This is a genomic window from Pseudomonas sp. NBRC 111123, from assembly GCF_001320205.1.
GTDB classification, from domain to species: domain Bacteria; phylum Pseudomonadota; class Gammaproteobacteria; order Pseudomonadales; family Pseudomonadaceae; genus Aquipseudomonas; species Aquipseudomonas putida_J.
Genome location: NZ_BCAZ01000004.1, coordinates 38,070 through 64,331, shown reverse-complemented (window position 1 = coordinate 64,331; position 26,262 = coordinate 38,070). Strand labels below are relative to the sequence as shown.

The 26,262-nt window shown below is 61.9% G+C and carries 14 protein-coding genes; 3 read left to right on the top strand and 11 right to left on the bottom strand.

Annotated elements, in window-relative coordinates; translation table 11 throughout:
* Positions 1-11: 11 nt before the first annotated feature.
* From APH27_RS03720 to APH27_RS03710, 3 genes are all read right to left on the bottom strand, one after another.
* A complete protein-coding gene (locus tag APH27_RS03720; protein WP_060484013.1) occupies positions 12-518 on the bottom strand; it encodes a YkgB family protein in 507 nt (168 codons plus the stop codon).
* Positions 519-859: 341 nt separating this feature from the next.
* Entirely contained in the window at positions 860-2,470 is a 1,611-nt protein-coding gene (locus APH27_RS03715; RefSeq protein WP_027917854.1) for an FMN-binding glutamate synthase family protein, read from the bottom strand.
* Between the two features lie 370 nt (positions 2,471-2,840).
* A complete protein-coding gene (locus APH27_RS03710) occupies positions 2,841-7,127 on the bottom strand; it encodes a DEAD/DEAH box helicase (RefSeq protein WP_060484078.1) in 4,287 nt (1,428 codons plus the stop codon).
* A 91-nt stretch (positions 7,128-7,218) separates the two neighbouring features.
* On the opposite strand from APH27_RS03710, the gene APH27_RS03705 reads away from it, so the two are divergent.
* On the top strand, positions 7,219-7,632 hold the full coding sequence (locus APH27_RS03705; protein ID WP_027917852.1) for an NUDIX domain-containing protein: 414 nt from the start codon (positions 7,219-7,221) through the stop codon (positions 7,630-7,632).
* Here APH27_RS03705 and metR read toward each other — a convergent pair.
* Both metR and APH27_RS03695 read right to left on the bottom strand, forming a co-directional pair.
* Positions 7,616-8,533, bottom strand: a complete 918-nt coding sequence (gene metR / locus APH27_RS03700) for a transcriptional regulator MetR (RefSeq protein WP_027917851.1) — start codon at positions 8,531-8,533, stop codon at positions 7,616-7,618. The genes APH27_RS03705 and metR overlap by 17 nt on opposite strands.
* A 129-nt stretch (positions 8,534-8,662) precedes the next feature.
* The gene (locus APH27_RS03695) at positions 8,663-13,705 is read right to left on the bottom strand and encodes a dermonecrotic toxin domain-containing protein (RefSeq protein WP_060484012.1); all 5,043 of its coding nucleotides are present in this window, start codon (positions 13,703-13,705) and stop codon (positions 8,663-8,665) included.
* A gap of 194 nt (positions 13,706-13,899) precedes the next feature.
* On the opposite strand from APH27_RS03695, the gene APH27_RS03690 reads away from it, so the two are divergent.
* On the top strand, positions 13,900-14,895 hold the full coding sequence (locus tag APH27_RS03690; RefSeq protein WP_060484011.1) for an alpha/beta fold hydrolase: 996 nt from the start codon (positions 13,900-13,902) through the stop codon (positions 14,893-14,895).
* Between the two features lie 115 nt (positions 14,896-15,010).
* Here the strand turns inward: APH27_RS03690 and APH27_RS03685 are convergent, their stop codons facing one another.
* From APH27_RS03685 to APH27_RS03660, 6 genes are all read right to left on the bottom strand, one after another.
* A complete protein-coding gene (locus APH27_RS03685) occupies positions 15,011-16,339 on the bottom strand; it encodes a sigma-54 dependent transcriptional regulator (RefSeq protein ID WP_027918988.1) in 1,329 nt (442 codons plus the stop codon).
* Positions 16,336-18,240, bottom strand: a complete 1,905-nt coding sequence (locus APH27_RS03680) for an ATP-binding protein (RefSeq protein ID WP_060484010.1) — start codon at positions 18,238-18,240, stop codon at positions 16,336-16,338. Before APH27_RS03680 ends, APH27_RS03685 begins: the two co-directional genes overlap by 4 nt.
* Before the next feature lie 69 nt (positions 18,241-18,309).
* Complete coding sequence (locus APH27_RS03675; protein ID WP_027918986.1) at positions 18,310-19,044, bottom strand: amino acid ABC transporter ATP-binding protein; 735 nt, start codon at positions 19,042-19,044, stop codon at positions 18,310-18,312.
* The gene (locus APH27_RS03670) at positions 19,041-19,712 is read right to left on the bottom strand and encodes an amino acid ABC transporter permease (RefSeq protein WP_060484009.1); all 672 of its coding nucleotides are present in this window, start codon (positions 19,710-19,712) and stop codon (positions 19,041-19,043) included. The genes APH27_RS03675 and APH27_RS03670 overlap by 4 nt, the downstream gene beginning before the upstream one ends.
* Positions 19,713-20,459 (bottom strand): amino acid ABC transporter permease, encoded by a 747-nt coding sequence (locus APH27_RS03665; protein ID WP_060484008.1) that lies wholly within the window; start codon positions 20,457-20,459, stop codon positions 19,713-19,715.
* Between the two features lie 146 nt (positions 20,460-20,605).
* Entirely contained in the window at positions 20,606-21,523 is a 918-nt protein-coding gene (locus APH27_RS03660) for a glutamate/aspartate ABC transporter substrate-binding protein (protein ID WP_060484007.1), read from the bottom strand.
* 339 nt (positions 21,524-21,862) lie between these two features.
* Between APH27_RS03660 and APH27_RS03655 the strand changes: the two genes are divergently transcribed.
* Complete coding sequence (locus APH27_RS03655; protein WP_060484006.1) at positions 21,863-26,242, top strand: NEL-type E3 ubiquitin ligase domain-containing protein; 4,380 nt, start codon at positions 21,863-21,865, stop codon at positions 26,240-26,242.
* The last annotated feature ends 20 nt before the right edge of the window (positions 26,243-26,262 follow it).

The following is a 26,262-nucleotide window of genomic DNA, read 5'->3' as shown; positions in this document are numbered from 1 at the left end:
ATTCCATGGGGTCATGGCTGGGTCGCATTTGTTGGCGAGAGCCGGTTCATGCCCTGGGCGAGGATTGTCAGGCTGATGCCCAGCAAGGCAATGTCCTTGATCAGGAAACTGCCGAAGTCATTGAGCCAAGGGAAGCCGCCCGAGCCAGCTTCCCAGACGGGCACGGTGAAGACAGTCGACAGCGTCGTGATGAACGTCAGGGTGCACATGGCGCCGCCCGCAATGGCGGCTCTGGCGGACCAGCGCGAAGCGAGGATGAGCAGGGCGGCGAGGATTTCGAACACGCCCAGGAAGTAGGAAGCACCGGCCTCGCCGAACACGGCATGCAGCCAAGCCAGCCAGGGGGTATTGGCGATCAGCGGCACCAGCGCCTTCACCTCGATCTCGGTGAATTTCAGCAAGCCGATCATCAACATGGGCAGGGCAACACCGAGCATCGCGGCGTTACTGCCGATGACCTGTAATTGGCAGGGCGTTGGCGCGTATGAGCGGGTAATGGGCTGATGCGTCGCAGGCATGGTATGGGCTCCTTTGAGAATGTGCACAGTATTGGCAGCAGCGTTGATGCTTCGCCATGCGACGCTACCAATCGAACTTGTGGGAGCATTCCCAACCTGCCGCCATCACCGTCAAAAGGCTCGAACACGCATGCGGTGCAGAATGCTGGCATTTCTCAAAGGTCTGATCGTGGGCATCTTCAAACCACCGTTCACGTGGTCATAGTTGCTGCGCTGCAGGTGGCGGGCAATTAGCAGGCTCCCAGCAACCTGGTGGCGTTCCCCCGGCGATCAGCAAAGGTGATTGTTGGGCACTGCTGTTCGCAATGCCCGATTATGTGGGCTGGCAGCAACTGAGCCGTTCAGGCGGCCTGCGGCTCGAAACTGTCGGCCCGGGCCATCTGCCACATGCGCGAATAGAACTGACCGTTCACCTCGCCAGTGAGCAACTCGCCCGGCTTGAGGAACACATGCATCTGCGAGAACAGCTTGATCTCGGTGGCCGACACGCGCCGCACCAAGTGCTTGGCCTCTAGTTGCGCCGGATGCTCCAGGCCTGCCGCCGCCAGCATTTCGGCCAGCGCACGCAAGGTGTTGTGGTGGAAGTTCAGCACCCGCTGAGCCTTGTCCGGCACCACCAGGGCGCGCTGGCGTAGCGGGTCTTGCGTGGCCACGCCGGTCGGGCACTTGTTGGTGTGGCAGCTCTGCGACTGGATGCAGCCGATGGCGAACATGAAGCCGCGCGCCGAGTTGGCCCAGTCGGCGCCGATGGCCAGTACGCTGGCGATGTCGAAGGCGCTGACGATCTTGCCGCTGGCACCGAGCTTGATCTTGTCGCGCAGGTTCAGGCCGACCAGGGTGTTGTGCACGAACAGCAGCCCTTCGCGCAGCGGCACGCCGATGTGGTCGGTGAACTCCACTGGCGCGGCACCGGTGCCGCCCTCCTTGCCGTCGACGACGATGAAGTCCGGCAGTATGCCGGTTTCCAGCATGGCCTTGGCGATACCCATGAATTCCCACGGGTGGCCCAGGCAGAACTTGAAGCCCACCGGTTTGCCGCCGGACAGCTCACGCAACTGGGCAATGAAATGCATCATCTCGATCGGCGTGGAGAAGGCGCTGTGGCGCGATGGCGAGATGCAGTCTTCGCCCATCATCACGCCGCGGGTTTCGGCGATCTCCTGGGTCACCTTGTGCTTGGGCAGGATGCCGCCGTGGCCGGGCTTGGCACCCTGGCTCATCTTGATCTCGATCATTCGCACCTGCGGGGTGCGGGCCTGGGCGGCGAAGCGTTCGGGGTCGAAACGGCCATCGGCGGTGCGGCAGCCGAAGTAGCCGCTGCCCAGTTCCCAGACCAGATCGCCGCCGTTTTCTCGGTGGTAGGGGCTGATGCTGCCTTCGCCGGTGTCGTGGTGGAAGTTGCCCAGCTTGGCGCCTTTGTTCAAAGCGCGAATGGCGTTGGCGCTGAGCGAGCCGAAGCTCATGGCCGAGATGTTGAAGATCGACGCCGAGTACGGCTGGCTGCACTGCGGGCCGCCGACGATGACCCGGAAGCTTGCAGGGTCGGTCAGTGGCGCCGGGCGCATGGAGTGGCCGATGAACTCGAACCCTGACTCATAGACGTCAATCAGGGTGCCGAAGGGCTTGTCCGAGGCTTCGTTCTTGGCCCGGGCATACACCAACGAGCGTTGGGCGCGGGAGAAGGGCAGGGCATCACTGTCGGCTTCCAGCAGGTATTGGCGGATTTCCGGGCGAATGCCCTCGACCAGGTAGCGGATGTTGCCGAGGATCGGGTAGTTGCGGCGCACTGCATGGCGTTGCTGCAGCAGGTCGAACAGCCCGATCAGGCTGAGCACGCCGGTGGTCAGGGTGAATGGCCACAGCCATTCGTGGTGGAGGTACGGCAGGCTCGCCAGGGTGAACAGTACACAGGCGGCGAAGAAGGCATAGCGGCTGAGAAGTGACAGGCTCATACAGGATCCTTGCGATGGCGCGGTCAGGCTCAGGGCCTGGGGCAAACCCCGACCATAGCCAAGTTGTGTGGCAGTGCAAATCAAAATCGGGGTAGCAAAAATCATTCTCGCCTGGGAGTGTTCGCCGATAAGATTCCGGTGCCCGGGAGATCAAGCGCCGCCCGCGCGGTGAATCGCGGATGAATCCGCGCCTACATTTAGTTGCAACGCGCCGAACCTGTAACGCCATGCTCACCTGCCTTGGCGCATGTCTTGAGTCTTGCAAACCAGCTGACAACCATGGCCTCACAGGCATGGCCACGTTGCAACAAACGGTAGGCGCGGATTCATCCGCGATGCGCCGCGCGGGCGGCGCTCGATTTCACAGGCGCTAAAAGCCTGTCGGCGAACGCAGCAGTCTCTCCTTCCAGCTCGCTTGCTCCCGCGCCGAACCCTCCACCAGATAGCTATATCGCCCAGCCACGCGCACCGCCACGGGCACGCCATCGCGGTACAGCAGCCGGTTGCCACCAACGGCAGGCACTTTTGCCCCGGGCAGCAGCGACCCGATCAAGTTCAGCGGGTCGCTTGCGCTCACCACGACCAGCACCTGGTCCAAGGCTCGCCGCCGCACTTGCCTCAGCAAGCCGACCGCCTCCGGCAAGGCGAACTGCTCCCCTGCCAACCCGGCAATGAAACGCCCGCCACGAATCTCGCCGCGGGCCTCCAGTCGGTGATAGCAGCGCAGCAGTTCACGCCAGGGCGGCAATACATCGCTTTCCCGTTCCAGCAGCCGCCAGCAGATCACCCCATAGCGCCGTAGCAGGGCGCGGGCGATGTGCTCGGTGCGCTGGCCCTGGTCGACGCTGGCGCTGCCCCTGCGCAGCAACGCCCAGCGCCCGGCAGGGGCCATGCTGCTGGACAGCGGCGGGTGACCGCGGCGGCTGTTGCGCGGTGTGCGCTTCGCCGCCGGGGTGATCAGGCTGCGCAGGCCGGCGAAACTGTCGGCGCCCACCAGCCCGGCGCCGACCAGTTCCTGCAATGCCGTCTCCAACTCGCTAGGCAACAAGTGTGCTTCGACGGTCAGTTCGTCGAAGAACAATGCACCCTGCGTTTGCAGTGCCTCAAGCACGCGTTGCGCTCGCCCGCCTAGGGCTTCCCGGGCTGGCTCGGGGGCGAGGCTGCGCCACTGGCCCATGTGCTCGCGTGGCAACAGCACCAGGGGGGTGCTCGACAAGGTATTGCTTGCTACCGTTGCTGCCAGCCGGCTCCAGGCAAACTGCCCGCTGCGGCAGGCATCATCCAGCCAGTGCGGGCTGTAGTCCTTGATGCGTGCGGGCAGCAGTTCCGCTTCCCAGGCGCCGGCGGCACTGGGAAAACCCTGCAATTGGCCCAGCACTTGCGCTACCGCCTCTGGGCCACGCAGGCGCTCATCTGGGGCCAGGTGCTGCCAGTCGAACAGAAAACGCATGAAATCCTGCAGGCTGACCGGTTCGATTTCCCGGCGCAGGCGTTTTACCGTGTAGCGATGGATGCGTGCCAGCAGGTGACGTTCACACCATTGCAGGTCTGCTGCCCCTGGGCTGAAGTGGCCGCGCAACACATAACCTTCGGCTTCCAGGCGGGCCAGCGCCTGTTCGACCTGCACTGCAGGTTTGCCCAGTGGCGCGGCGATCTGTGCCACGCTCAACGGGCCATGGCCGCTCAGGCGGGCGCGCAGTAGTTCACTCAGTGCGCTGTCAGGGTCGATGGGTTGGTCGAAGCCGGGCAGTACTCCCAACGCCGGCTCCAGGCGCGCTGCGGGATACAGCATTTGCAGCAGGTTCAGGCGCTCGCGCGCCAGCCAGAGTTTCTCATCTATAAAACGCAGAGCACGCCCAGCTTTTGCCAGCTGGCGCAGCAGCAGGTCCCAGCTGGCGTTGGCCTGGACTTCATCATGGCTGACGGCACCCAGGCTCATCAGCGCCTCGTGCATTTCATCGGCATTGCCCGGCTGCGGCCATGCTTCGGCCTGTACGGCGGCAATCGCATCGGCATCCAGAGCGCCCATGTCATCGCCGCTGTTTACTTCGTTCCAGCGCCGGTTGAGCACTGCCTGGGTACGCCGCTCTTCCAGGGGGGCGTCATCGAGGAACGCGTATGGCCTGGCGTTGAGGATGGCCGAGGCCAATGGTGAAGGCGCTGGCAGATCGCAGCACAACAGGCGCACCTGGCCGCTTTCCATACGCCGTAGCAGGGCCAGCCAACCTTGGCTGTCCATGGCCTCGTGCAGGCAGTCATCGAGCGTTTGCTCGACCAGCGGGTGATCGGGGACCTGCCGTTCGCCGACGATGTTCTCCAGGCAGGCGATCTGGTCAGGGAATACGGCGGCAATCAGGTCCTCGCTCTTCATGCGCTGGATCTGCGGTGCCACCTTGCGCCCGCCGATGAAACGCGGCAGGGCCATGGCCACGCCTGCGTTCCAGCGCCAGCGCACGCCGAACAGCGGCGCATCGAGCAGGGCCTGGATGAGGATCTGTTCGGCGTTGCGGCTGTTGAGGTAGCGCCAGACCTCATCCAGCTCGAAACTGTGGCTGGTCGACAGTGACAGCACGATGGCATCTTCGCTGGCCGCAGCCTGCAACTCGAAATTGAAAGTGCGGCAGAAGCGCTTGCGCAGTGCCAGGCCCCAGGCGCGGTTGATGCGGCTGCCATAGGGCGAATGGATGATCAGCTGGGTACCGCCGGACTCGTCGAAGAAGCGCTCCATCACCAACGTCTGCTGTGAGGGCAGGGCGCCCAACACTTCGCGGGTGCGGCCCAGGTAATCGAGTAACTGGCTGGCGCTGGCTTCGCTCAATTCAAACGTGTCCTGCAGCCACGGCAGCACTGCTGAAGGGTTCCCCTCATTCAACCCAAGCTTTTCGTCGATGCGCGCCTGCAGGCGCGCGACAGCCGCGGACAGTTCATCGCTGCGCCCTGGTGCTTCGCCAAGCCAGAACGGAATGGTCGGCGGCAGGCCCTGAGCGTCTTCGACCCGCACCCGGCCGGCCTCGACCCGCAGAATGCGGTAAGACGCGTTGCCCAGCTGGAAGATATCGCCAGCGATACTCTCCACGGCGAAGTCTTCGTTGACGCTGCCGATGTTGAGCGCCTGCGGTTCGAGCAGCACGGCATAGTCGGCGGTTTCGGGGATGGTGCCGCCGCTGGTCAGCGCGGTCAGCTGGCTGCCCCGGCGCCCCCGCAACGTGCCGCTGACCGCATCGCGATGCAAGTAGGCGCTGCGCACGCCCTGGCGGCCGTTGTAGCCTTCGGCGAGCATGCGCAGCAATGCCTGGTAATGCTCAGGGTCGAGGGCGGCATAAGGCGTGGCCTGGCGCAGGCAGTCGAACAATGCCTGCTCTTGCCAGGCCTGGTTGCTGGCTTCGGCAACGATCTGCTGGGCCAGTACATCCAGGGGGGCCTTGGCGATGTGCAGTTCGTCGAGTTCACCAAGGCGGATGCAGTCGAGCAAGGCCACGCATTCGATCAGGTCGTCTCGCGAAGTCGCGAACAGTCGCCCCTTGGGGATGCCATCGACCTGGTGCCCGGAGCGCCCGACACGTTGCAGGAAGGCGGCGATCGAGCCGGGCGATTCGATCTGGCAGACGAGCTCGACATCGCCGATGTCGATGCCCAGTTCCAGCGAAGCAGTGGCCACCAGCACCTGCAACTGGCCACTTTTCAAGCGCTGTTCGGCATCCAGGCGCAGTTCCTTGGCCAGGCTGCCATGGTGCGCGGCCACTGCCTCCTTGCCCAGACGGTCACTGAGATGGCGGGTAATGCGTTCGGCCAGGCGTCGAGTGTTGACGAACACCAGCGTGGTGCGATGCTCCCGGGCCAAGGCGGCGAGGCGGTCGTAGACCAGCCCCCAGACATCCGTGGCCATGACCGCGCCGAGTGGCACCGGGGGCACTTCGATGGCGAGGTCGCGCTGGCGCGCATGGCCAACATCGATGATCGCGCACGGGCGCTGCTGGCCGACCAGGAACTGCGCCACGCGCTCCACCGGACGTTGGGTGGCGGACAGGCCGATGCGTCGCAGCGGCCGCCCGCACAAGGCCTGCAAGCGCTCAAGGGTCAGCGCCAGATGAGCGCCACGCTTATTGCCGGCCAGGGCGTGGATCTCGTCGACGATAACCGTGTGCACGCTGGCCAAGCCCTCGCGGCCGGAAGCCGAGCCCATCAGCACGTACAGCGATTCGGGGGTGGTCACCAGAATATGCGGTGCCCGCTTGCGCATTGCCGCACGCTCTTTCTGCGGGGTATCGCCAGTGCGCACGGCAGTGGTGATACGCGGTGCTTTCAGGCCTTGGTCTTCAACGGCTTTGCTGATGCCTTCAAGCGGGGCCTGCAAGTTCAGACGGATGTCATTGGACAGCGCCTTGAGCGGCGACACATAGACCACCTGGGTGTGTGCAGGCAGTTCTCCGTCATGCTCCAGGCCCTCGCGGAACAGTTCGTCGAGCACGGCGAGAAAGGCGCTCAACGTCTTCCCCGAACCGGTCGGCGCGGCGAGCAGTAGCGACTGCCCTGCATGGATCAGCGGCCAGGCACGGGCCTGGGCGTCGGTGACGGTTGCAAAGTGGCGGCAAAACCAGGTGCCGACGGCCGGGTGGAACAGCTCGAGCACCGGGTGCTGGTGGGCTGGCAGGTTCATGTGTTGGTTATGGCGGGTGAACGGCGGGTTGGCAAGGGGCCGTTCGTCGTTGATCTTCTGTAGACTGTGCCATTTTCCAGCGAGCACACCCATGCCCAACATCATCCGCATCGCCGCAGCCCTGCTGATCGACCCGCAAGGCCGCACTCTGCTGGTGCGCAAGCGCGGCACCCAGGCTTTCATGCAACCGGGTGGCAAGATCGATGCGGGTGAGTCGCCGGTTCAGGCGCTGGTGCGTGAACTGCACGAAGAGCTGGGGTTGCAGATTGACCCGGAGCGGGCGGTGCACCTGGGCCAGTTCAGCGCGCCGGCCGCTAACGAGCCGGGCTTCCAGGTGCAGGCCGAACTGTTCCGCGTCGACAGCGCCGAGGCCGTAGCCCCGGCGGCGGAAATCGAAGAAGTGCGGTGGCTGGCCGCCGATCAGGCTGTAACGCTGGAGCTGGCGCCGCTGACCCGCGACCTGATCTTGCCTTTGTACCGCCAGGCCGTCAGCGTACCGCGCTGACGCCGTCGAGGGTGGCGAACGAGGTGTCCTTGGCCGTCAGCAGGAAGTCACGCATGTAAGGCGCATCGAGCATGTCGGTTCGCACGGCGGCATACAGCGTGGCGAACAGGCCTTTTTCGCCCAGTCGCTTGCCTTTCACATAGCCGCGCGCGCTGTACTCGTGCAGTGCCCAGTGTGGCATGCCGCAGACGCCGCGGCCGCTGGCGACCAGCTGCATCATCATCACGGTCAGCTCTGACGTGCGCACGGCGGCCGGCTCGATGTCGGCCGGCTCCAGGAAACGGGTGAAGATGTCCAGGCGGTCCCGCTCCACCGGGTAGGTGATCAGGGTCTGGTCGAGCAGGTCCTGGGGCACGATGTACGGCTTGCCGGCCAGCGGATGCTGGTTGGCCACGGCGAGCATGGCTTCGTAGGTGAACAGCGGCACATAGGTGATACCGGCCAGGTCCAGCGGGTCGGAGGTCACCACCAGGTCGAGGTCGCCACGGGCCAGCGCCGGCAAGGGGGCGAAAGCGAAGCCCGAAGCCAGGTCCAGCTCCACTTCCGGCCAGGCATCGCGGAACTGGTCGATGGTTGGCATCAGCCATTGGAAGCAGCTGTGGCATTCGATGGCCATATGCAGACGCCCGGCGGTGCCGCCAGCCAGCCGGGCAATGTCGCGTTCGGCGCCGCGCAGCAGCGGTAGGGTGGCATCGGCCAGCTGCAGCAGGCGCAGCCCGGCGCTGGTGAAACGGATTGGCTTTGTCTTGCGCACGAACAGTGGCAGCCCCAGGCGCTCTTCGAGCTCTTTGAACTGGTGTGACAGCGCCGACTGGGTCAGGTGCAGGCGCTCGGCGGCCTCTACCAGGCTGTCAGCTTCGCGCAAGGCATGAAGGGTTTTCAGGTGACGGATTTCGAGCACAACGACTTCCCATGAGGAATATTGAAGATGGCGGATTTGTCGTTGAGTTTGGCTCAAGTTGGAATGGCTGTCGATGAGGGTTTGCGTGCGGCGGCACCTGGGCGGAGAAATCCCCGCCCAGGTGTGATGCTAAAGGCGGGCTAAGTGCGTGATGGCGATCTGGCGCGATACGGGTCCACGCCAGACCGCATCATGCTCAGGTTGACCCTGTTGCCATTGCTGGCCGCGATAACGGTCCTCGGCACGTTTGAGGTGCGCTGCGCTGAATTGCTCGAAGGGGGTGTCCAGGCCCCGGTAGTGAAAGTGGATGTACCACAACACGGGGGTGCCGTTGGCACGGGCATCCAGCACCTCGTACTCTTGCAGATAATCACGTTCCTTGAGCCTCTGCCGATTGCCAGCACGGCGTAATTCGACCTGCTGTTGTTCTATCAGGTAACTCAGCTGTGCCTCATTGGGTTGAGCACTTTGCTTGACCTGTTCGATGCGCATTGTCCTGCCCTCGTTGCGCAGCGTGAGGGCCTCGGCGCGCAGGCGTGCCGGCTCGGGAGCGGCAGGTTGTAACTGCTGCAATCGGTTGGCGTAACGCTCAAGGTCCTCGGCCTTGATGGTCATCATGTGTTCAACGTCCACGGGCAACATGCCTTGGCTCTGGTAACGCTGAACCTGCTGGCGGTAGGCGGGTAGATTGGACAAAGATTGGTTGGCCACTTGCTTGAGGTCTTGCCGTTCATGGGGCCGTGCGCGTCGGTTAGCGGGTATCTGGCGCCAGCGCTCACCGTCTGCCGAGAAGCGGTCGAGCACAGTGCCGTCATCCCTGTGAACGACAATTTGCGCAGGCCGGGTCGCAGTTGCGGGCTGATAATCCCCGACATGCCAATGGCCTTCTGTGTCGAGAAACAATCTTGGACTGCGCGAGCTCCCACCAGCGATCCGATCCCGCGGCAAGCGCCTGAGTTTCGTGTCCGATATCGAGATCAGCGCATCCAGATTGTCGTAAAGCCGCTGGAGGTAGGTTTCGTCGAAAAGAGCCGGCAAACTTGCATGGGTGCTTTGCAGGCGTCGCTTGTACTGCTCATGGGCGGTACGTGCCTGCTCGTAGATGGCCCGCCTTTGCTGGGCATTGACCGGCACCTCCCGCAGGTCAGTCACCGTATTACGGATGCGGTGAATGCTTTCTTCGAACTCGCCCAGTCGCTCTAGAAGGTATTCGGCCAACACCGTTGCATTGTCATGGCGCAGGGCTGCCGGTATCAGGTGAAGGGTGTCGTAGAATGCCTTGAAGTCTTTGTTCAGGTGCTGCTGGTACCTCTCATAGGATGCCTGCAGCCGCGGGTCGCCTTCGGCCCTTTGGATCCAGGTGTCGAGCTCATCCATTTGCTTGAACAACTGATCCCGCTCCTGAAGGTGCGCAATGGCTTTGTGTCGCCATTGCTGCAACAGAGGCAATTGGTCGGCCAAGTCCTCTATCGACAACGTCGCTGCACGCACCTGCGCCATTTCTATTAGGCGGCCGCTTCCGCGTACTGCCCGCAGTTCTATCACGTTGAGCAAGCGCTCGCAGATCAGTTTGGCCGAACGGGCTTTTTGCCTTTTCGGCGTTATTTGATCTCTGCGTGCACTGAACTTCAAAAGTTCATCCCAGGACTGATGGCTCTGCTTGGCCAGCCTGATGTCGTCAAGGAAACTTGCTTCCAGTTGAGAAGAAGGAGCTGAACGTTGCGCCAGTGCGTTACTGCGGTTTATCGAACGGATCAAGTCTGATTCATCTGCAATGGCCTTCGAGGACAGCCGGTGCTGCTGACGATAGCGCTGATCGACCAGGAAGCGTGGCAGTTGGTCGCGAATTGCAGCTGGCCAGTAAGGCTCAAGTTGATCGGCCAGCCGCCCGATGATTTGTCCACCCCCTGCGCCGCCACCCAGCAGGTGAACGCCATAGAGATTGAAGTGAGTGTCCCATTGGCCATCCTGCGATAATGCTATGGCGCGCTTCCATGTCTTGGTTGTAGAGCCCTTCAGGCGCCAGGTATGAGCAGTTGAATCCCACTCGACCTGATATGGCTGGTGTTCGATCAGCACAAAATCGCCCTCGACGTGCCGGTAAACACCTCGGTAACGCCCGTGCGTGCCAGCGGAGATACCGTCCAGAGTGATTGCCTGAGGATATTCATACCCGGCAAAACGCCTGGCGCGTTGATGAGGGTGAGCAGCCACTTGCAGGCTTTGCGGCGTGGCCCTGCTAAGAGCACGCAGCTGGCGCTGGCGCGTCAGCTGACGCACGGTGAGCAGATTGACACCCACGCCAGTCGCGAGATCCATCGCCGCGTCGATGACCGCCAGCAAGACATCGTTGAGGGCTTCGAGCCCTTCGATAATCTTGTTCTGGGTAAAGGCGTTGACCGCCCTGGCTGCGGATTCGAAAAGGTCATAGACCCCGATCGCCGTACCAAGAAAGGGCACCAGGCCCAGCACGATCTTCAGGTAGCTAAAGATCATGCTGCTCTGATGGGTGAAGTTTTCCAGCCACACGTCGTCATTGGAGCGTGTCGTGGCCCGGTGAGCCCTGATCACTCGACCCATCTGCGCTTTTAGCAGATGCTCGGGAAGGGAGGTGGTCGCAGGCCAGGCGCTGCCAATGCCAATAATGCCCGAGAACCCGTGTACATGAGCTTGGCGTATACGGCTGCTATGCGCGAGTGGGTCGCCGAGCAATGCTCGGCCGGCGAGGTAGTTGATCTCACCCTCCTGTTTGCTTCGATCATAGAGGCTGAGCCTGGCTGCCTCCAGGCTTTGGTATTGAGCGAGAGCGGTGGTCGGATGTTCGGGCAGATACAACAGTGTGATTCCAGAAGTACGGTCTTCGATGAACGTGATGCCTGAAAGGGTAACCGGGCGATCTTCGGTATCCGGTCCGCCGGCGGTCAGAGTCGCGGGAAGTAGCTGAATGTCGTGCCCTTGAACCCGATAGGCAGTGCTGGAACTTGCGGCTATCGCGACCTCCAGGATCGCGAGGCCTTGCGCGTTCAGCGTGCCTTGTCCATGAAGCAACAGGCCCTGCATCCGTAGCATCAATGCGTAAGGTGCAGTCAGGCAGTCGCGGCGGAATTCGGCAACGAAGGGACTGTCCGCCAAGCCTTGATAAGCGTTGAGGATCTGTTCTTCGTATGCCTTTGCAAGGTCGAGCTCCTGGGCCAGCATCTCCAGGTAAGGTCGAGTGATGCCAGCCGTCATGATGTCGGCCAGTGAGGTGTCGTTCGTCGCCAGTTGCAGTTCCAAGTGGTTCAGCCGCCTGCCCATGGTTTCGTCGATGTTTTCCAGCAGCAGCGTTTCAAGGCTCAGTGTTTCTCGTTCATTGCTGGGCCGGTAGACTTTCCGGGGCACTGTCCCTGGGGTTCCCCCGGTAACGATGTCCGTCACCAGGTCGACGCTGCGGGGCACATTCAGGCCGATATAACTGTTGTCGTACCCGGGGAAGTCTTGTTTCAGGCGTTGCCTGATGAGGGGGCGGCAGAATGCATGGCAGTCCGCCAGGTCTTTACGCAACAGCGCTTCAGATTGCCTTACTGCATCGATGTATTCAGGGACGATACGGCTAAGTGCCTGACAAGTAGCGAGTGGCAGTCTGCTCAACCGGGTCGAGCTTGCGGCGGCCAGGCTCACCACTTGATCCTGCTGTTGTACCAGTTTCATTGCCACTTCACGCGCAGCATGGCGAGGAATCTGCAGACGTTGCTCGAGCACTTCCTTGAGGCGTGGCAATTGAGTGGCCAGAGTATCCAGGCCTTGATCATTCTGTATCTGCTGCTTTTCTGCGCGCACGCCTGTCAGCATGGCGTTGAGCACCTGTGCAAGGACATTACCTTTGATTTGCCTGAGCTCGACAGACTGGTGCTCAGCAGTCGCACCGAGACAGGTTGCAAGCGCCTGGCGGTTTTCGCAGAGCAACAGCCCGCCGTGCCTACCAGGCCAGTACAGCAGCAGCGGGCCGTCGGCGCTAGCGGCCAAGGTCGCAGGGTCGGTGATCAGCAGGACTTGGCGCAGTGATTGTTCACCTGCGTCGTCAGCGAATTCGACATGGATTTTCTGTTTTAGCAGTGGATAGGCGGCGACAACATCGCTGTCTGCTTCGGAAAAGTTCTCGCCTTGGTCCAGCATGCGCTCAATAGCGTTCAACTGCGCCGCAGTAATCTGCCCCAACAGCCGCTGAACCTGTGCATGAGTCCGCAGGCTTTGGCGATGGGCGTCAATCAACGTGGGGCTGATTGGAGGCGAGGCGGCACCTGAGTGCCAGTGGGGTGACTGCAACAGTGCATCGATTGCGTGCCAGGCGTGTTCGCCTTGTACTTGCAGGTCAGTTTCAAGCTGCTCCAGCTGCTTGGCGTCGGTATCGCTCAAGCCTTCTATCAACTTCATCTGGGCGTCGATCTGACGAGAGCCTGCGAGGTTCGAAATATCATGACTCAGGCTGCCCATGTCGAACAGTGACGACGGCGCTTGAGCATCTCTGGTTTCCGGCAACGGGTAGGTCGTGTCGGTGAAGAATACCTGCGGGTAATCCAGCGTTTCTTCAGGCTCCTTAAGCGTAGCTTCGAGCAGGTCATCGAGTAGAACGCCAAGGCCATCCGCCACATCGTCCAGCGGGCGATAGCGGAATGCTTCCGTGGTCGGTGGTAGATGACGCTCAAGGTCAATACGCGTTGCATGGCTGCTGAAGGCTGCTGCACGCCCAGGCAGATAAAGCACCTGGGCTTGTTCGCCTTCGATGCTGAAGACCAAGGCACCAAGGCTGCCGGCGAGTGATTCGATCAGCGCCTGCTTGCCATCGATCTTCTTCCATTCGGGGTCTTCAAGCACGGCTGTGACAGGGCGGAACTGTGTTTCGGTCAGTTCGTTGGCGGCCAGTGACAGACGCGCTGCCGCTTCAAAATGTTGCACGTACTGGGCCCGGGCATGGTGCTGGCGACTTGACCCGGTGCCTGGGGCACGTCCTTGCCAATAGGCAGTCCACAGCTGGTGTGTGACGCCACGTCTTGGCGCAGCTCTGAGCAGTTCATGGAACGTTTCTCGCGCGTGTTTGCAGCGGTTCATGGCTTCAAGCGTCGAGCGGGTAAGTGGTAGGTGACGTGCGGGAATGAGCGGTGCGGGGATCACGGTGGGCAGAGTAGCGGTCATTGGATTTTCCAGGATGCAATGCGGTTAGCGGCATCGCTATTAAAGAAATCAACCTGAATCCGCGTGGGGTAGATAACTAGTACACTGACCGCTCGGCTGCATTCATCAAACTGTCACTGAACTGTGGCAGCGCGCCCGAACTAAATTCATCAGACTCGCGTTCTACTGGGGATCTGCATTCTGGTGTTTCTTTCATGCGGGCTTTTCTGCTGTTTTTCTTTCTTGTGTTCGGCGCTTCGGCAAGCTTCGCCGATACGCGCTGCGACACCCATGCGCCGGTACAACGTGCCGAAATCGGTGAACTGAGCCTGGTCTATCAGAGCGTCGGCACGCCTCGTGACCCAGCCTTGCTGCTGGTCATGGGCCTGGGCGGGCAACTCATCCACTGGCCGGACGACGTCGTCGAGGCGTTGTGCCGCCAGGGCTTCAGGGTCATCCGCTATGACAATCGCGATGTCGGCCTGTCACGCTGGAACCAGCTGCCGCCGTCGGCCAACCTCACCGTCGAGCTGTTGCGCTACAAGCTGGGCCTGCCTGTCGCCGCGCCGTATACCCTGACCGACATGGCGAACGATGGCCTGAAACTGATGGATGCGCTAGGCATTCGCCAGTTCCATGTGCTGGGCGTGAGCATGGGCGGGATGATCGCCCAGCACCTGGCGGCCATGGCCCCTGAGCGGGTTCGCAGCCTGACACTTGTGATGTCCAGCTCGGGCGCGGCAGGGCTGCCGGCGCCGGACCCGGCGCTGGTGCAGTTGCTGGCGCGGCGCAGTGCACCAAACCGCGAGGTGGCCATCGAGCAGCAGGCTGACCTGCTGGCGGCGTTGGGCAGCCCGCAGGTACACGATGACCGGGCCGTGCTCCTGCAGCAGGCGGCGGTGGCGTATGACCGGGCGTTCAACCCTGATGGCGCGAAGCGTCAGATCATGGCGATCCTGGCTGAGCCGAGCAGGGTGCAGTTGCTGAATGGGTTGCGGATGCCGACGCTGGTGGTGCATGGCACGGCTGATCCGCTATTGCCGGTGATGCACGGCGTGCACCTGGCGGCGCATATCCAGGGGAGCCAGTTGCGCTTGATCCCAGGGTTGGCGCACCGCTTCCAGGAGCCGTTCAAGGTGCCCTTGCTGGCGGCGGTACTGCCTTACCTGCAATCGCACCGGCAGGATGTCACCCATATCGCCGGGCTTTGAATCGGCGTCGCCTGCTTCGCGGGTAAACCCGCTCCCACAGGTGCTGTACAAGCCGCAGGCAAGGCACTAGCCCTGTGGGAGCGGGTTTACCCGCGAAGCAGGCGACGCTGCTCCATCAGCCGAGCCCATATTTCTTGACCTTGTCGAACAGCGTGGTCTTGGCCATCCCCAACTCTTGGCTGGCCTGGCTCAGGTTGCCACCGGTCCGCTGCAGGGCATCGCTGAGCAGGTTGCGCTCGAACGCTTCAACCGCCTCGGCAAATCCAACCCCCTGGCTGGCACCGCTGCTCGGCCCCTTCTTGAACGCTGGCAACCCCAAGGCATAACGCTCGGCCACATTACGCAGCTCGCGCACGTTGCCAGGCCAGTCGTGGGCCATAAGGCGCGACAAGGTCTGGCTGTCCAGCGTCGGCGCCTCGCGGTCGAAACGCAGCGCCGACTGCTGCAGGAAGTGCTCGAACAGTTGCAGGATGTCCTCGCGGCGTTCACGCAGAGGCGGTAGCTCAAGGGTCACCACGTTCAGGCGGTAATACAGGTCGCTGCGGAACTGCCCGGTCTGGCCGAGTGCGTCGAGGTCTGATTTGGTGGCTGCGATCACCCGGCAATCCACCGCGATGCTCTGGTTCGAGCCCAGGCGCTCCAAGGTGCGCTCCTGCAGCACGCGCAGCAGCTTGATCTGCAGGTTGACCGGCATGCTTTCCACTTCGTCGAGGAACAGCGTGCCACCGTTGGCGTGTTCGATCTTGCCGATGCGGCGCTTGCCGGCACCGGTGAAGGCGTTGGCCTCGTGGCCGAAGATCTCGCTTTCGAACAGGTTTTCCGGCAGGCCACCACAGTTCAGCGCCACGAATGGTTGGCCCTGGCGTCGGCTGAAATCGTGAAGGCAGCGGGCGACCAGCTCCTTGCCGGTGCCGGTTTCACCTTCGATCAGCACGTTGGCCGAGGTATCGGCGACGTTGGCGATCAGCTCGCGCAGGTGTTCCATGGCTGGCGAGCGACCGATGATGCGCCCTTCCAGGCTGCTCTGCTCGGCCAGCTGCCGGCGCAGGGCCACCACTTCGCGAGACAGCCCACGTTGCTCCAGCGCACGGCGTACCACATCGACCAGGCGCTCGGGAGAGAAGGGCTTTTCCATGAAGTCGTAAGCGCCATTGCGCATGGCACCCACTGCCATGTCAATATCGCCGTGGCCGGTGATCAGCACCACCGGCAGGCTGCGGTCTCGGGCCTTCAGGCGGTTGAGCAGCTCCAGGCCATCGATGCCGGGCAGGCGGATATCGCTGACGACAATCCCGGCAAAATCATCGCCGATGCGCTCAAGGGCCTGTTCGGCACTGCCGACCCCCTCGCAGGCGATGTCTTCCAGGGCCAGCGCCTGCTGGCAGCCGAGCAGCACATGCGGGTCGTCTTCGACGATCAGAACGGTAAGTGGCGCTTGGTTCATGGTTGCTCTGCCGATTCGCTGGGGGGTGTGACCAGGGGGAGGGCGAGGACGAAGGCCGTGCCGCCTGTGGCGGGGTGCTCGACGTTCAGGCTGCCTTTGGCGGCGGCGGCAAGGCTTGCCGACAGGGTCAGCCCCAGGCCCAGGCCGTGTTCGCCCGGTTTGGTGGTGAAGAAGGGTTCGAACAGGTGCTTGCGGGTTTCGGCGTCGATGCCGTGGCCGTTGTCGCGCACCCGCAGGCGGTATTTATCACCCGACAGCTCACCTTCAAGCCACAGTTCGGGCAGCGGTTGGGTAGCCATGGCATCGAGCGCGTTACCGATCAGGTTGACCAGGATTTGTTCCAGGCGGGTCTGGTCGATGGCCAGTTGATGGTCTTCGAACTGGCTGTGCAGTTGCAGGTGGCAGCCGGAAATACGGTTGCTCAGCACCTGCAGGGACGCCTCCACGGCCTTGGCCAACGACGCCTGGCCGCTGTCGTCGCCACGCCGGGCGAATGAGCGCAGGCTGGCGGTGATGCGGCCCATGCGGTCGATCAGGTCGTTCATGGTACGCAGGTTGGTGCTGGCGGTATCCAGGGCACCGCGTTCGAGGAAGCGCACGGTGTTGCCGGACAAGGTCCGCAGTGCCGCCAGGGGCTGGTTCAGCTCGTGGGCGATGCTGGTGGACATCTGCCCGATCGCTGCCAGCTTGCCGGCCTGGACCAGTTCGTCCTGGGCATGGCGCAAGGTCTGCTCGGCATGCCGGCGTTCACGAATCTGGCCCTTGAGCCGTTCGTTGCTGGCGCGCAGGTCGGCCGTGCGGTCGGCGATGCGCCGTTCCAGCTGGCTGTTGGCTTCTTCCAGTGCTTCGCGGGCGGCCAGGCGCGTGGCAACGACCTTGCGCCGCTCGTTCCAGGCGATGCCGAGGATCGTCAGCAGGGCAAAGGCTACGCCGACCAGGATGCCCTGCACCATGGATTCGCGGCGCAGGTCCTGTAGCGGGGTGAGCAGGGTGAAATGCCAGGGCGTGTCGGCCAGGCGCCGGGTCTGCGCCAGGTAGCTCACTTCGTGGGGCTTGCCCTGGGCGGTTTCGGCGTTGGCCGGGAAGGTTAGTTTTTCCACGCCATCGGCCAGGGTTTCCCGCGCCAGCGGCTGCAACTCGTTCAGCGGCCACCAGTAGTATTGCAGGCTGCGCGCCAGCCGTTCTTTGATCTGTGGGGTCAGCGGGCGCACTGATTTCAGGCGACGCGCCGGGTCGCTGGAAAGGATGATGATGCCATTCTCGTCGCTGACGAAGGCTTCCAGGCGGGCGCGCTGCCAGCGCTCTTCGAGGGTGTCCAGGCGCACCTTGATCACTGCCACGCCGATGATCTTGCCGTGCTCTTCAAGGCCGTGGGCGAGGTAGTAGCCCGCCTCGCCGGTGGTGCTGCCGATGCCGTAGAACCGGCCCGGCTCGCCGCGCACGGCACTCTGGAAATAGGCACGAAACGACAGGTCCTCACCGAGGAACGAGTCGGCATCGCGCCAATTGCTGCTGGCCTGTACCCGGCCGTTGGTGTCGAGGACGAAGATCGCCCGGCTACGGCTGCGCCGGTTCAGGCCCTCGAGGTATTCGTTGACGGCTTGCCGGTTGGCGCCATCAGGGTCGGTGAGCAGCTGCGAGACGCTGTCTTCCAGCTCCAGCAGGCTCGGCAGGTAGGTGTACTTGCTGATTTCGCTTTCGACCGTGCGCGCATGCAGTTCGAGCGCGCGCTCGCCGTTTTCGCTGAGCGTACGAATGCCGTTGCTCTCGCTGATCAGGAAGCCGGCCAGGCCCAGGCCGACCATCAGCAGGATGATCAGGGGCGGCAGCAGCAGTTGACGAATCAGGCGGGATTTCACGGCGGGCTTGGCAGGGCGAAGTAGCGAGGGATCGCATTTCATCACAGTGGCCTTGTCACGACCAGCATCCGCTGCCCGGAGAGTCCCGGAGCAGCGGAAACGGTGGCCGACTTAGTGTTGCAGGATCTTGCTGAGGAAGTGCTGCGTGCGTTGGTCACGGGCACCCTGGTCGCCGAAGAACTCTTCCTTGGTGCAGTCTTCGATGATGCTGCCCTTGTCCATGAAAATGACTCGGTTGGCGACCTTGCGGGCGAAGCCCATTTCGTGGGTCACGCACATCATGGTCATGCCTTCGTTGGCCAGTTGCACCATCACATCCAGTACTTCGCTGACCATTTCCGGGTCCAGTGCCGAGGTCGGTTCGTCGAACAGCATGACGATCGGGTCCATGGCCAGCGCGCGGGCGATCGCCACGCGCTGCTGCTGGCCGCCGGAGAGCTGCCCGGGGTGCTTCTTGGCGTGCGCACTGAGGCCGACACGCTCGAGCAGGGCCAGGCCTTTCTTGGTGGCTTCTGCCTCGCTGCGGCCGAGCACCTTGCGCTGGGCGATGGTCAGGTTCTCGGTGATGGTCAGGTGCGGGAACAGCTCGAAATGCTGGAACACCATGCCCACCCGCGAACGCAGCTTGGGCAGGTTGGTCTTGGGGTCGGCGATCGAAGTGCCATCGACCACGATGTCGCCTTTCTGGAACGGCTCCAGCGCGTTGACGCACTTGATCAGGGTGGATTTGCCCGAGCCCGATGGACCGCACACCACCACCACTTCACCTTTCTTGACCTCGGTGCTGCAGTCGGTCAGTACCTGGAAGTCGCCGTACCACTTGTTGACGTTCTTGATGGAAATCATACGGTGATCCTTTTTTGCAGGCGCTTGACCAGCCACGAAGCGGAGAAGCTGATGAGGAAGTAGACGACCCCGGCGAAGATCAGGAACTCGTGGGAGCGCCCGATGATGTCGCCGTTGGAGCGTGCCGAGTTGAGGAAGTCCACCAGGCCCACGGTGTACACCAGCGAGGTGTCCTGGAACAGGATGATGCTTTGCTGCAGCAGCAGCGGGGTCATCTTGCGGAAGGCCTGGGGCAGGATGATCAGGCGCATGGTCTGGCTGTAGTTCATGCCCAGGGCCTGGGCGGCGCCCATCTGGCCCTTGGAGATCGACTGCACGCCGGCACGGACGATTTCGCAGAAGTAGGCGGCCTCGAACATCATGAACGCCACCACGCACGAGGTGAAGGCACCCACCGGGGTGTCCTCGCCGGTGATCCAGCGCAGCACGAACGGCACCGCCAGGTAGAACCAGGTAATGACCAGCAGCAGCGGGATCGAGCGGAAGTAGTTGACGTACGCACCGGCCACACGTGACAGCAGCTTGCTCGACGACAGGCGCATCAGTGCGAGGATGGTACCCAGCACGATGCCGCCGACCACGCCCATGACCATCAGTTGCAGGGTCATGATCATGCCATCCCACAGGGCAGGCAGGGCCGGGATGATTTCGCTGAAGTCCATGTCCATTTACTTGCCCCCCACGGAGATCAGGCCAGGCACGGCGACTTTCTTCTCGACCATGCGCATCAGCAGCATCAGGCCCATGTTGAGGGTGAAGTAGATCAGCGTGGCCAACGTGAAGGCCTCGAACAGGTTGGCCGAGAATTCGGCGGTCTGCTTGGTCTGTGCCAGCAGCTCCATCAGGCCGATCAGCGAGGCCACCGAGGAGTTCTTGAACACGTTCAGGAATTCCGAGGTAAGTGGCGGGATGATGATCCGGTAAGCTTGCGGCAGCAGTACGTTGTTGTAGATCTGCGGCAGGCTGAAGCCCATGGCGCGGGCGGCGGCTTCCTGGCCGCGAGGCAGCGCCTGAATGCCGGTGCGCACCTGCTCGCAGACGCGGGCGGCGGTGAACAGGCCCAGGCAGATCACCACGCTGATCAGCGCCGAGGTGGTCGGGTTGAGGTCCTGCTTGAACCATTCCTGCAAGCCTTCGGGCAGCAGGTCCGGCACCAGGAAGTACCAGATGAACAGCTGCACCAGCAGCGGCACGTTGCGGAACAACTCCACGTAGGCGGTGGCGATGCCCGATACCAGACGGTTCGGTACGGTACGCATGACGCCGAGGACCGACCCCAGCAGCAATGCGATGATCCAGGCGGTGATCGAGATGGCGATGGTCCAGCCCAGACCGGTGATGTACCAGTCCAGATAGGTCTCGCTTCCCACGCCGGTGGACTTGAAGAACACGCCCCAGTCCCAGTTGTAATTCATCGGGATTTCCCCTCAGACGGTTGTTTCACGGGCACCTTCGAGCATCCAAGGGCGTTGAACGCCCTCGGATGAAAGGGTAGACACTAAAGCGTGGCCTGTGGGTCCAATCGCGTGCGGATGCGCACCAGGCCACTATTGGCTGAGGATCAGGACTTTTTCTCGTCCGCGGCCTTGTCGGTCGGCTCGGCGATCAGTTTCTTCAGCTCGTCGCTCATCTGGAAGTTCAGATTGAGGCCTTTTGGCGGGATCGGCTGGGTGAACCACTTGTCGTAGCTCTTGTTGACTTCGCCCGACTTGAAGTAGCCAACGATGGCGTCATCGACCGCTTTCTTGAATGCCGCGTCATCCTTGCGCACCATGCAGCCGTAGATTTCGTACGACTGTGGAGTGCCGGTGATGACCCAGTCTTTAGGATTGCGGGCCTTGGCCATTTCGCCGGCAAGCAGGGCGTCGTCCATCATGAAGGCCACGGCGCGGCCGCTTTCGAGCATGTTGAAGGCTTCACCGTGGTCCTTGGCGGAAATCACGTTCATCTTCATCTGCTTGTCGGCGTTCATCGCCTTGAGGATGCGCTCGGAGGTGGTGCCGGCGGTGGTTACCACGTTCTTGCCAGCCAGGTCCGGGAAGTCCTTGTAGGCAGGCTGACCGTCCTTGACCTTGGTCAGCAGGCGGGTACCGACTTCAAAGATACCGACCGAGAAGCCGACTTGCTGTTGGCGCTCGACGTTGTTGGTAGTGGAGCCGCACTCCAGGTCCACGGTGCCGTTCTGCACCAGCGGGATGCGGGTCTGGGAGGTGACCAGGTTGTACTTGACCTTGATGTCGGTGCCCAGTTGCTTCTTGAGGGCGTCGACTACGGCCAGCTGGATGTCGTGGGAGTAGCCCACAGGTTCCGGCTTGCCTGCCAGGTAGGAAAATGGAATGGAGGAGTCGCGGTGCCCCAGGGTGATGGTGCCCGAGTCCTTGATCTTCTTCAGGGTGCCGGTCAGCTCCTCGGCCATGGCGGGCGAAGCGATGACAGCGGCCGCGATGGCGGCGCCCAGCAATTGACGAACGATACGCATCAAATTTTCCTCGACGTGTTTGTTTTTTTTATGGAGCCGTTGGCGGACTCTTTCGTTCAACGAATACAGCATGAAGCGGTGCATTCGGCTTCCAAGTGTAGAGCATGAGTCGTGCCAAGCTCTGATTCTGATCATAACGCCCCGTAGAAGCTGGCGATCAATAGTTTAGCGGTTGTCATGTAACAGATTTTTGTCCGAATCTCCGAATGAATCGCTGTCAATTCGTTCGGTAATCCGAACGAATCTTCTCGAGCAAAATGCTAGTGCTATTTAATTAATACTTAGTTGAGGCCCGTATCAGGCTTCTTGGTCGCTTCTCAAGAAATAGAGAGGCAACCCATGACCGATTCCCCTGAACACGACCTGCCACCCGACTCGATAGACGCCTTGATCGCCAAGCAGATGCCTGAATGGCTCAAGAATGCATCGGGCGAGGCACGAGAGGCACTTCACCTTTCCTTGATTCAGCAGCAGCAAAGTGCCGAGCACTTGAAGCGGCTGTTGAGGGGGATTCCTGACCTGATAGCGTTTTGCGCTCCGCAGCTGGAAGAGGCGCTGTACAAGGAGCACAACATCCATGTCGATGTACGAACGGCGCAGTTGTGTACCGTGGTGCGCAGGTCCTATCCCAGCATATTTCCGCTGCCGCCCATCGAGAGGACGGTGCGTACAAACGCCATACCGCTGCTGTCGGCGGCGATGCACAACTTTGCCGAGGACGAAATCGTAACCAGGCCACGTATCCGTCGACAGCTGGAGGCCCCCTCGGGCGCGAAGCTGCCCATTTCGTTTGTGCTTTTTGCAAAGCTCTGCCATGCGCTGGACCTGGGCGGCCGTTATCAAGACCTGCTGCGCCAGCATCTGCTGCCAGCTGACAAGGCGGGTGACCCGCCAGGCCATGCCCGACGAAAAGTCGAGGCCGTGTTTGAAGAAGCACAGCGCACGGCCCTGGAGGCGGCAGTGCGTGTTGCCTTTGTCAGGGCCGACATCGATGAGCGCAGTTATTTGCAGATGCTCAGGGTCATTGCGGCAAAGCCGACCGTGCCGGCCGATACGACGCTGCTTGCCTGCAGGCAGCTGTTCCTGCTGGGCAAGTGCATCCAGGGTGTGGTGGTGGTCGAGTGGCGTGAGCAGGGTGGCACCAACCCCGCCGGTCTTATCGTCTGGATTCCGGGCGACGCTGACCGGCCTGTTCGCCAGCATGCCTCCTGGGCCGCGCTCTATGAGGATTTGGGGCTGCGCTTGCGCGAACCAAGCTATGCAACGTTCTTCATGCGATTTATAGGTGAGCGCGAGCGTATGGCCTTCAGCAGCACACTCGAGCGTCTGCTGGCCAAAGCCGCGACAGGCGCAGCGCTTGAACTCGACGGGCGTCATTTTGCGTTGGACAAACCGTTGTTCGCCCATCTGCGTTCGCAGCACATCGACAAGATTCTCGACGACGCCAGGGTGCTGGCGGTACCTAGCAAAGATGAAGATGCCGCCTCGCGCAGCCGGCGCCTCGCAAGCTATGAAAATGCGGGCTTGACGCTGCTGGGCCTGGCTGGGCTGTTCATACCCGTCCTGGGTGAGCTGATGCTGGGTGTTGCTGCGCTTCAGATCGCCGACGAAGTCTATGAAGGCTATCAGGATTGGCAGTTGGGGGATCGCGAGGCTGCCCTGGGGCATGTATTCGCGATTGCGGAAAACCTGGCGGTGGGCGCGGCAGTGGGGGCAGGGGCAGCCATTGTGAAAAAGCTGACTCCCGTGCTGCTCGACGCTGGGCGGTTGAGGCTCTGCTCTCTGGACATGGCGCCGTACCAGATCGAACAACCGCCTGGCGTGTCGGTGGTGCAAGGCGAGGGTTACCTTGGGCGTACTCAAGTGCAGTTTCACGAAGGCACTTTCCAGATCGCGCGTTCGCAGGATGGCAAGGACCTGGTCATCCGTCATCCAACGCGTGAGCAGGCATACCGACCGTTGCTCCGGCGCAACGGCAGCGGTGCGTGGCGACATGCGCTGGAGCTGCCTCAGGAGTGGGTGGGGGAGCTGCAACTCTTGCGTCGTCTGGCAGCGGCATTTTTTGAAATGACACCAGAAGAAGCGACTGCCGTGCTGGACTGCACCGGTTTCGACGAGGCGCGGCTACGCCAGTTGCATGTGGAGAATGCCCCGGCGCCTGCACGGTTGCGGGATGCTTTCGACCGCTACCGCCTGCATGTCCTGCACCCAGCCATGGAGGCAGAGGCCTTTGAATTGTTGGTCGCTGCAGCCCAGGAAAGGGAAGAAGTAGAGGATGCGTTGATACGGCGAACGTTCCCCGGGCTTTCGGTCAGAGGGGCGAAGGAGATACGCCAGCAGGTCGACAATCAACTCCTCGAACAACTGCGTTCGAGTGGACGGGTACCATTGGCAATGGCTGAACGAATCCGTTGGTACCTGCGTGATAGTCGGCTGGATCGTGCCTGCGCCGGTTTGCGTCAATGGCAGGCAGTCAATGGCGATACTGAAAGGCTGGCGATCGGTTTGATTCATGAGCTTGCGCCTTGGCCCGAGGCGTTGCGTGTCGAGCTGCGTGAGGGCTCGGCACAAGGTGCCCTGCTGGCGCAGGCGGGCGCAGAGGCAGCGCAGGAGGTGATAGGCATCGTGCGAGGCGAGCATACCTACAGCATCCATGATCAGGCAGTACATCCTCGTACCCCCGCAGGCCCTACCTACAGCCTGATGCACGCGCTGCTGTTGTGCATGGACGACCAGCAGAAGATCATCCTGGGCAATGCGATGCTCGGCGAGCAGCAACTGGTCGATCGGCTGGCAGGCCACGTGCGGGGGCACCGGGACCTGGCATCAAGGCTCATAGGCCAGGTGCCGATCTCCGGTGGTGTCCGTCCGCCCCTGCGCTTTGCCGATGGTCGTCTTGGCTACCCGCTCAGTGGTCGGGGGGAAAGCCGTGGGCAGGCGGCCAGGCGCGGCATTCTGCAGGTTTACCCAACGCTGGACGATGCACAATTGCAGCAGTACATGCTCAACTTGATTGCTGAGCAGGTTGACCCGTGGTCACATTACGAAGCGCTGTATCAGCAATGGATGACGTTGCGGTCGTCATTGGCGAGCTGGCGAGCCGAGTATGCAAACCTTTTGGATTTACTGAGGCGTAGCAGGGTGGCAAACGCGCTCCGACGTTGTTGGCGCCGCAAGTTGCGGCGACGCACAGACGGTAGCTACGCACTGGAAATCAGCGGCGAGCGCGTGGGCAGCTTACCCCAGTTGCCTGGGGGCATCACCTTCGCGCATGTGACACGCCTGGTGCTGCGCGACATGGCTCTGCAGCGTGTCGATGCCGACTTCCTGGGGCGTTTCCCGAAACTTATGGAGCTTGACCTGCGCAGCAATCGACTGTCGTCCATCCCGCAAGGTCTGGAGCAACTGACCCAACTGCGCCTCCTGCGGCTGGACAATAATCAGATCGCCCTGACGCCGGCGGACAGCCAACGCATCAATACGCTGCTCAATCTGGAAAGGATTGAACTCAATTACAACCCGTTGGGTAACCCTCCCGAGGTGAGGCGCTTGTTGAACGTGCGCCAGCTGGGGCTGCGTGGGGCAGGCATCGAGCAACTGCCCGAGAATATTCAACAATTGCCCTGGCGGGGGATCGTCGATTTGCGGCAAAACCGCATTCAGCAAGTCAACAGCGACCTTCTAGGGCTGAGGGTTCGCTTGCAGCAGATGGCGTTGCACGATAACCCCTTGGATGAAGCCAGCGAGGCATTGCTGGATGAGCAGCCGGGGCCATCGAATGCTTCTGCCCACGGTGTCCGACACAGTCCTTTCTATCGGCATCATCTTGTTCTGCAAGCCGAGTTGGAGGAATGGTTGACGGGCACCAAAGGAGCCTTGCGCGCCGAACGTGAAATGCTGTGGAGCAACGTGCGCAGTGAGGCGGGTTCGGATGACTTCTTCAACTTCCTGCGTGACTTCGTACGGTTGCCGGATTACTTGAAACATCCGACGTACTACCGGGCCAGGGTGTGGAACATCATCGAGGCGTGCGAGCAGAACAGCGAGTTGCGCGAGCTTTTATTCGAGCAGGCGGGCGGTATAGCCAGCTGCGAGGACAGGTTGCTGTGGTTGTTCAGCCAGATGGAGACGCGTGTGCTGGTTCACCGACAGACGACGGGCCTTACACAGATGCAGAGTGAGGTCGCTTTGATGAGGCTTGGACGTTCGCTGTTTCGCTTGCAACAGGTGGACAGGATTGCCGCACGCAAGCTGGCGTGGCTCAGGGAGGTGAACGCGAATGTACCCAGCAACCTGGAGCGGATCGACGATATCGAAACCTATCTGGCATACCGGGTGAGACTGGCCGGGCCGCTGCAACTGCCGGCTCAACCTGTTCGTATGCATTACGAGCAGGAATCTTTCGTCACGGCGCAGGACATCAACAGTGCCCGGGTTGAGATCCTGTCTTCCGAGTCCACCGAGCAACTGGCGCAATCTCTGGCAGATCAGATGTTCTGGCAGGATTACCTGCGCCAGACTTACTTCATGCGATTCAGGGCGTTGGTAGATGCTCAACGGCCGGCAATGGAGCAGTACGAATCACAAGTAGAGAGCGGCGAGATAGACGAGCAGACGTATATTGAGCGGTCCAACGCATTGAAATCGAATCTGGAAACGCAGGAAACAGCGCTCATCAAGCGCTTGACCGCAGAGGCTTACTCACGTTGGCCCTTGTAGCGCTGTGACGCATTGATGCG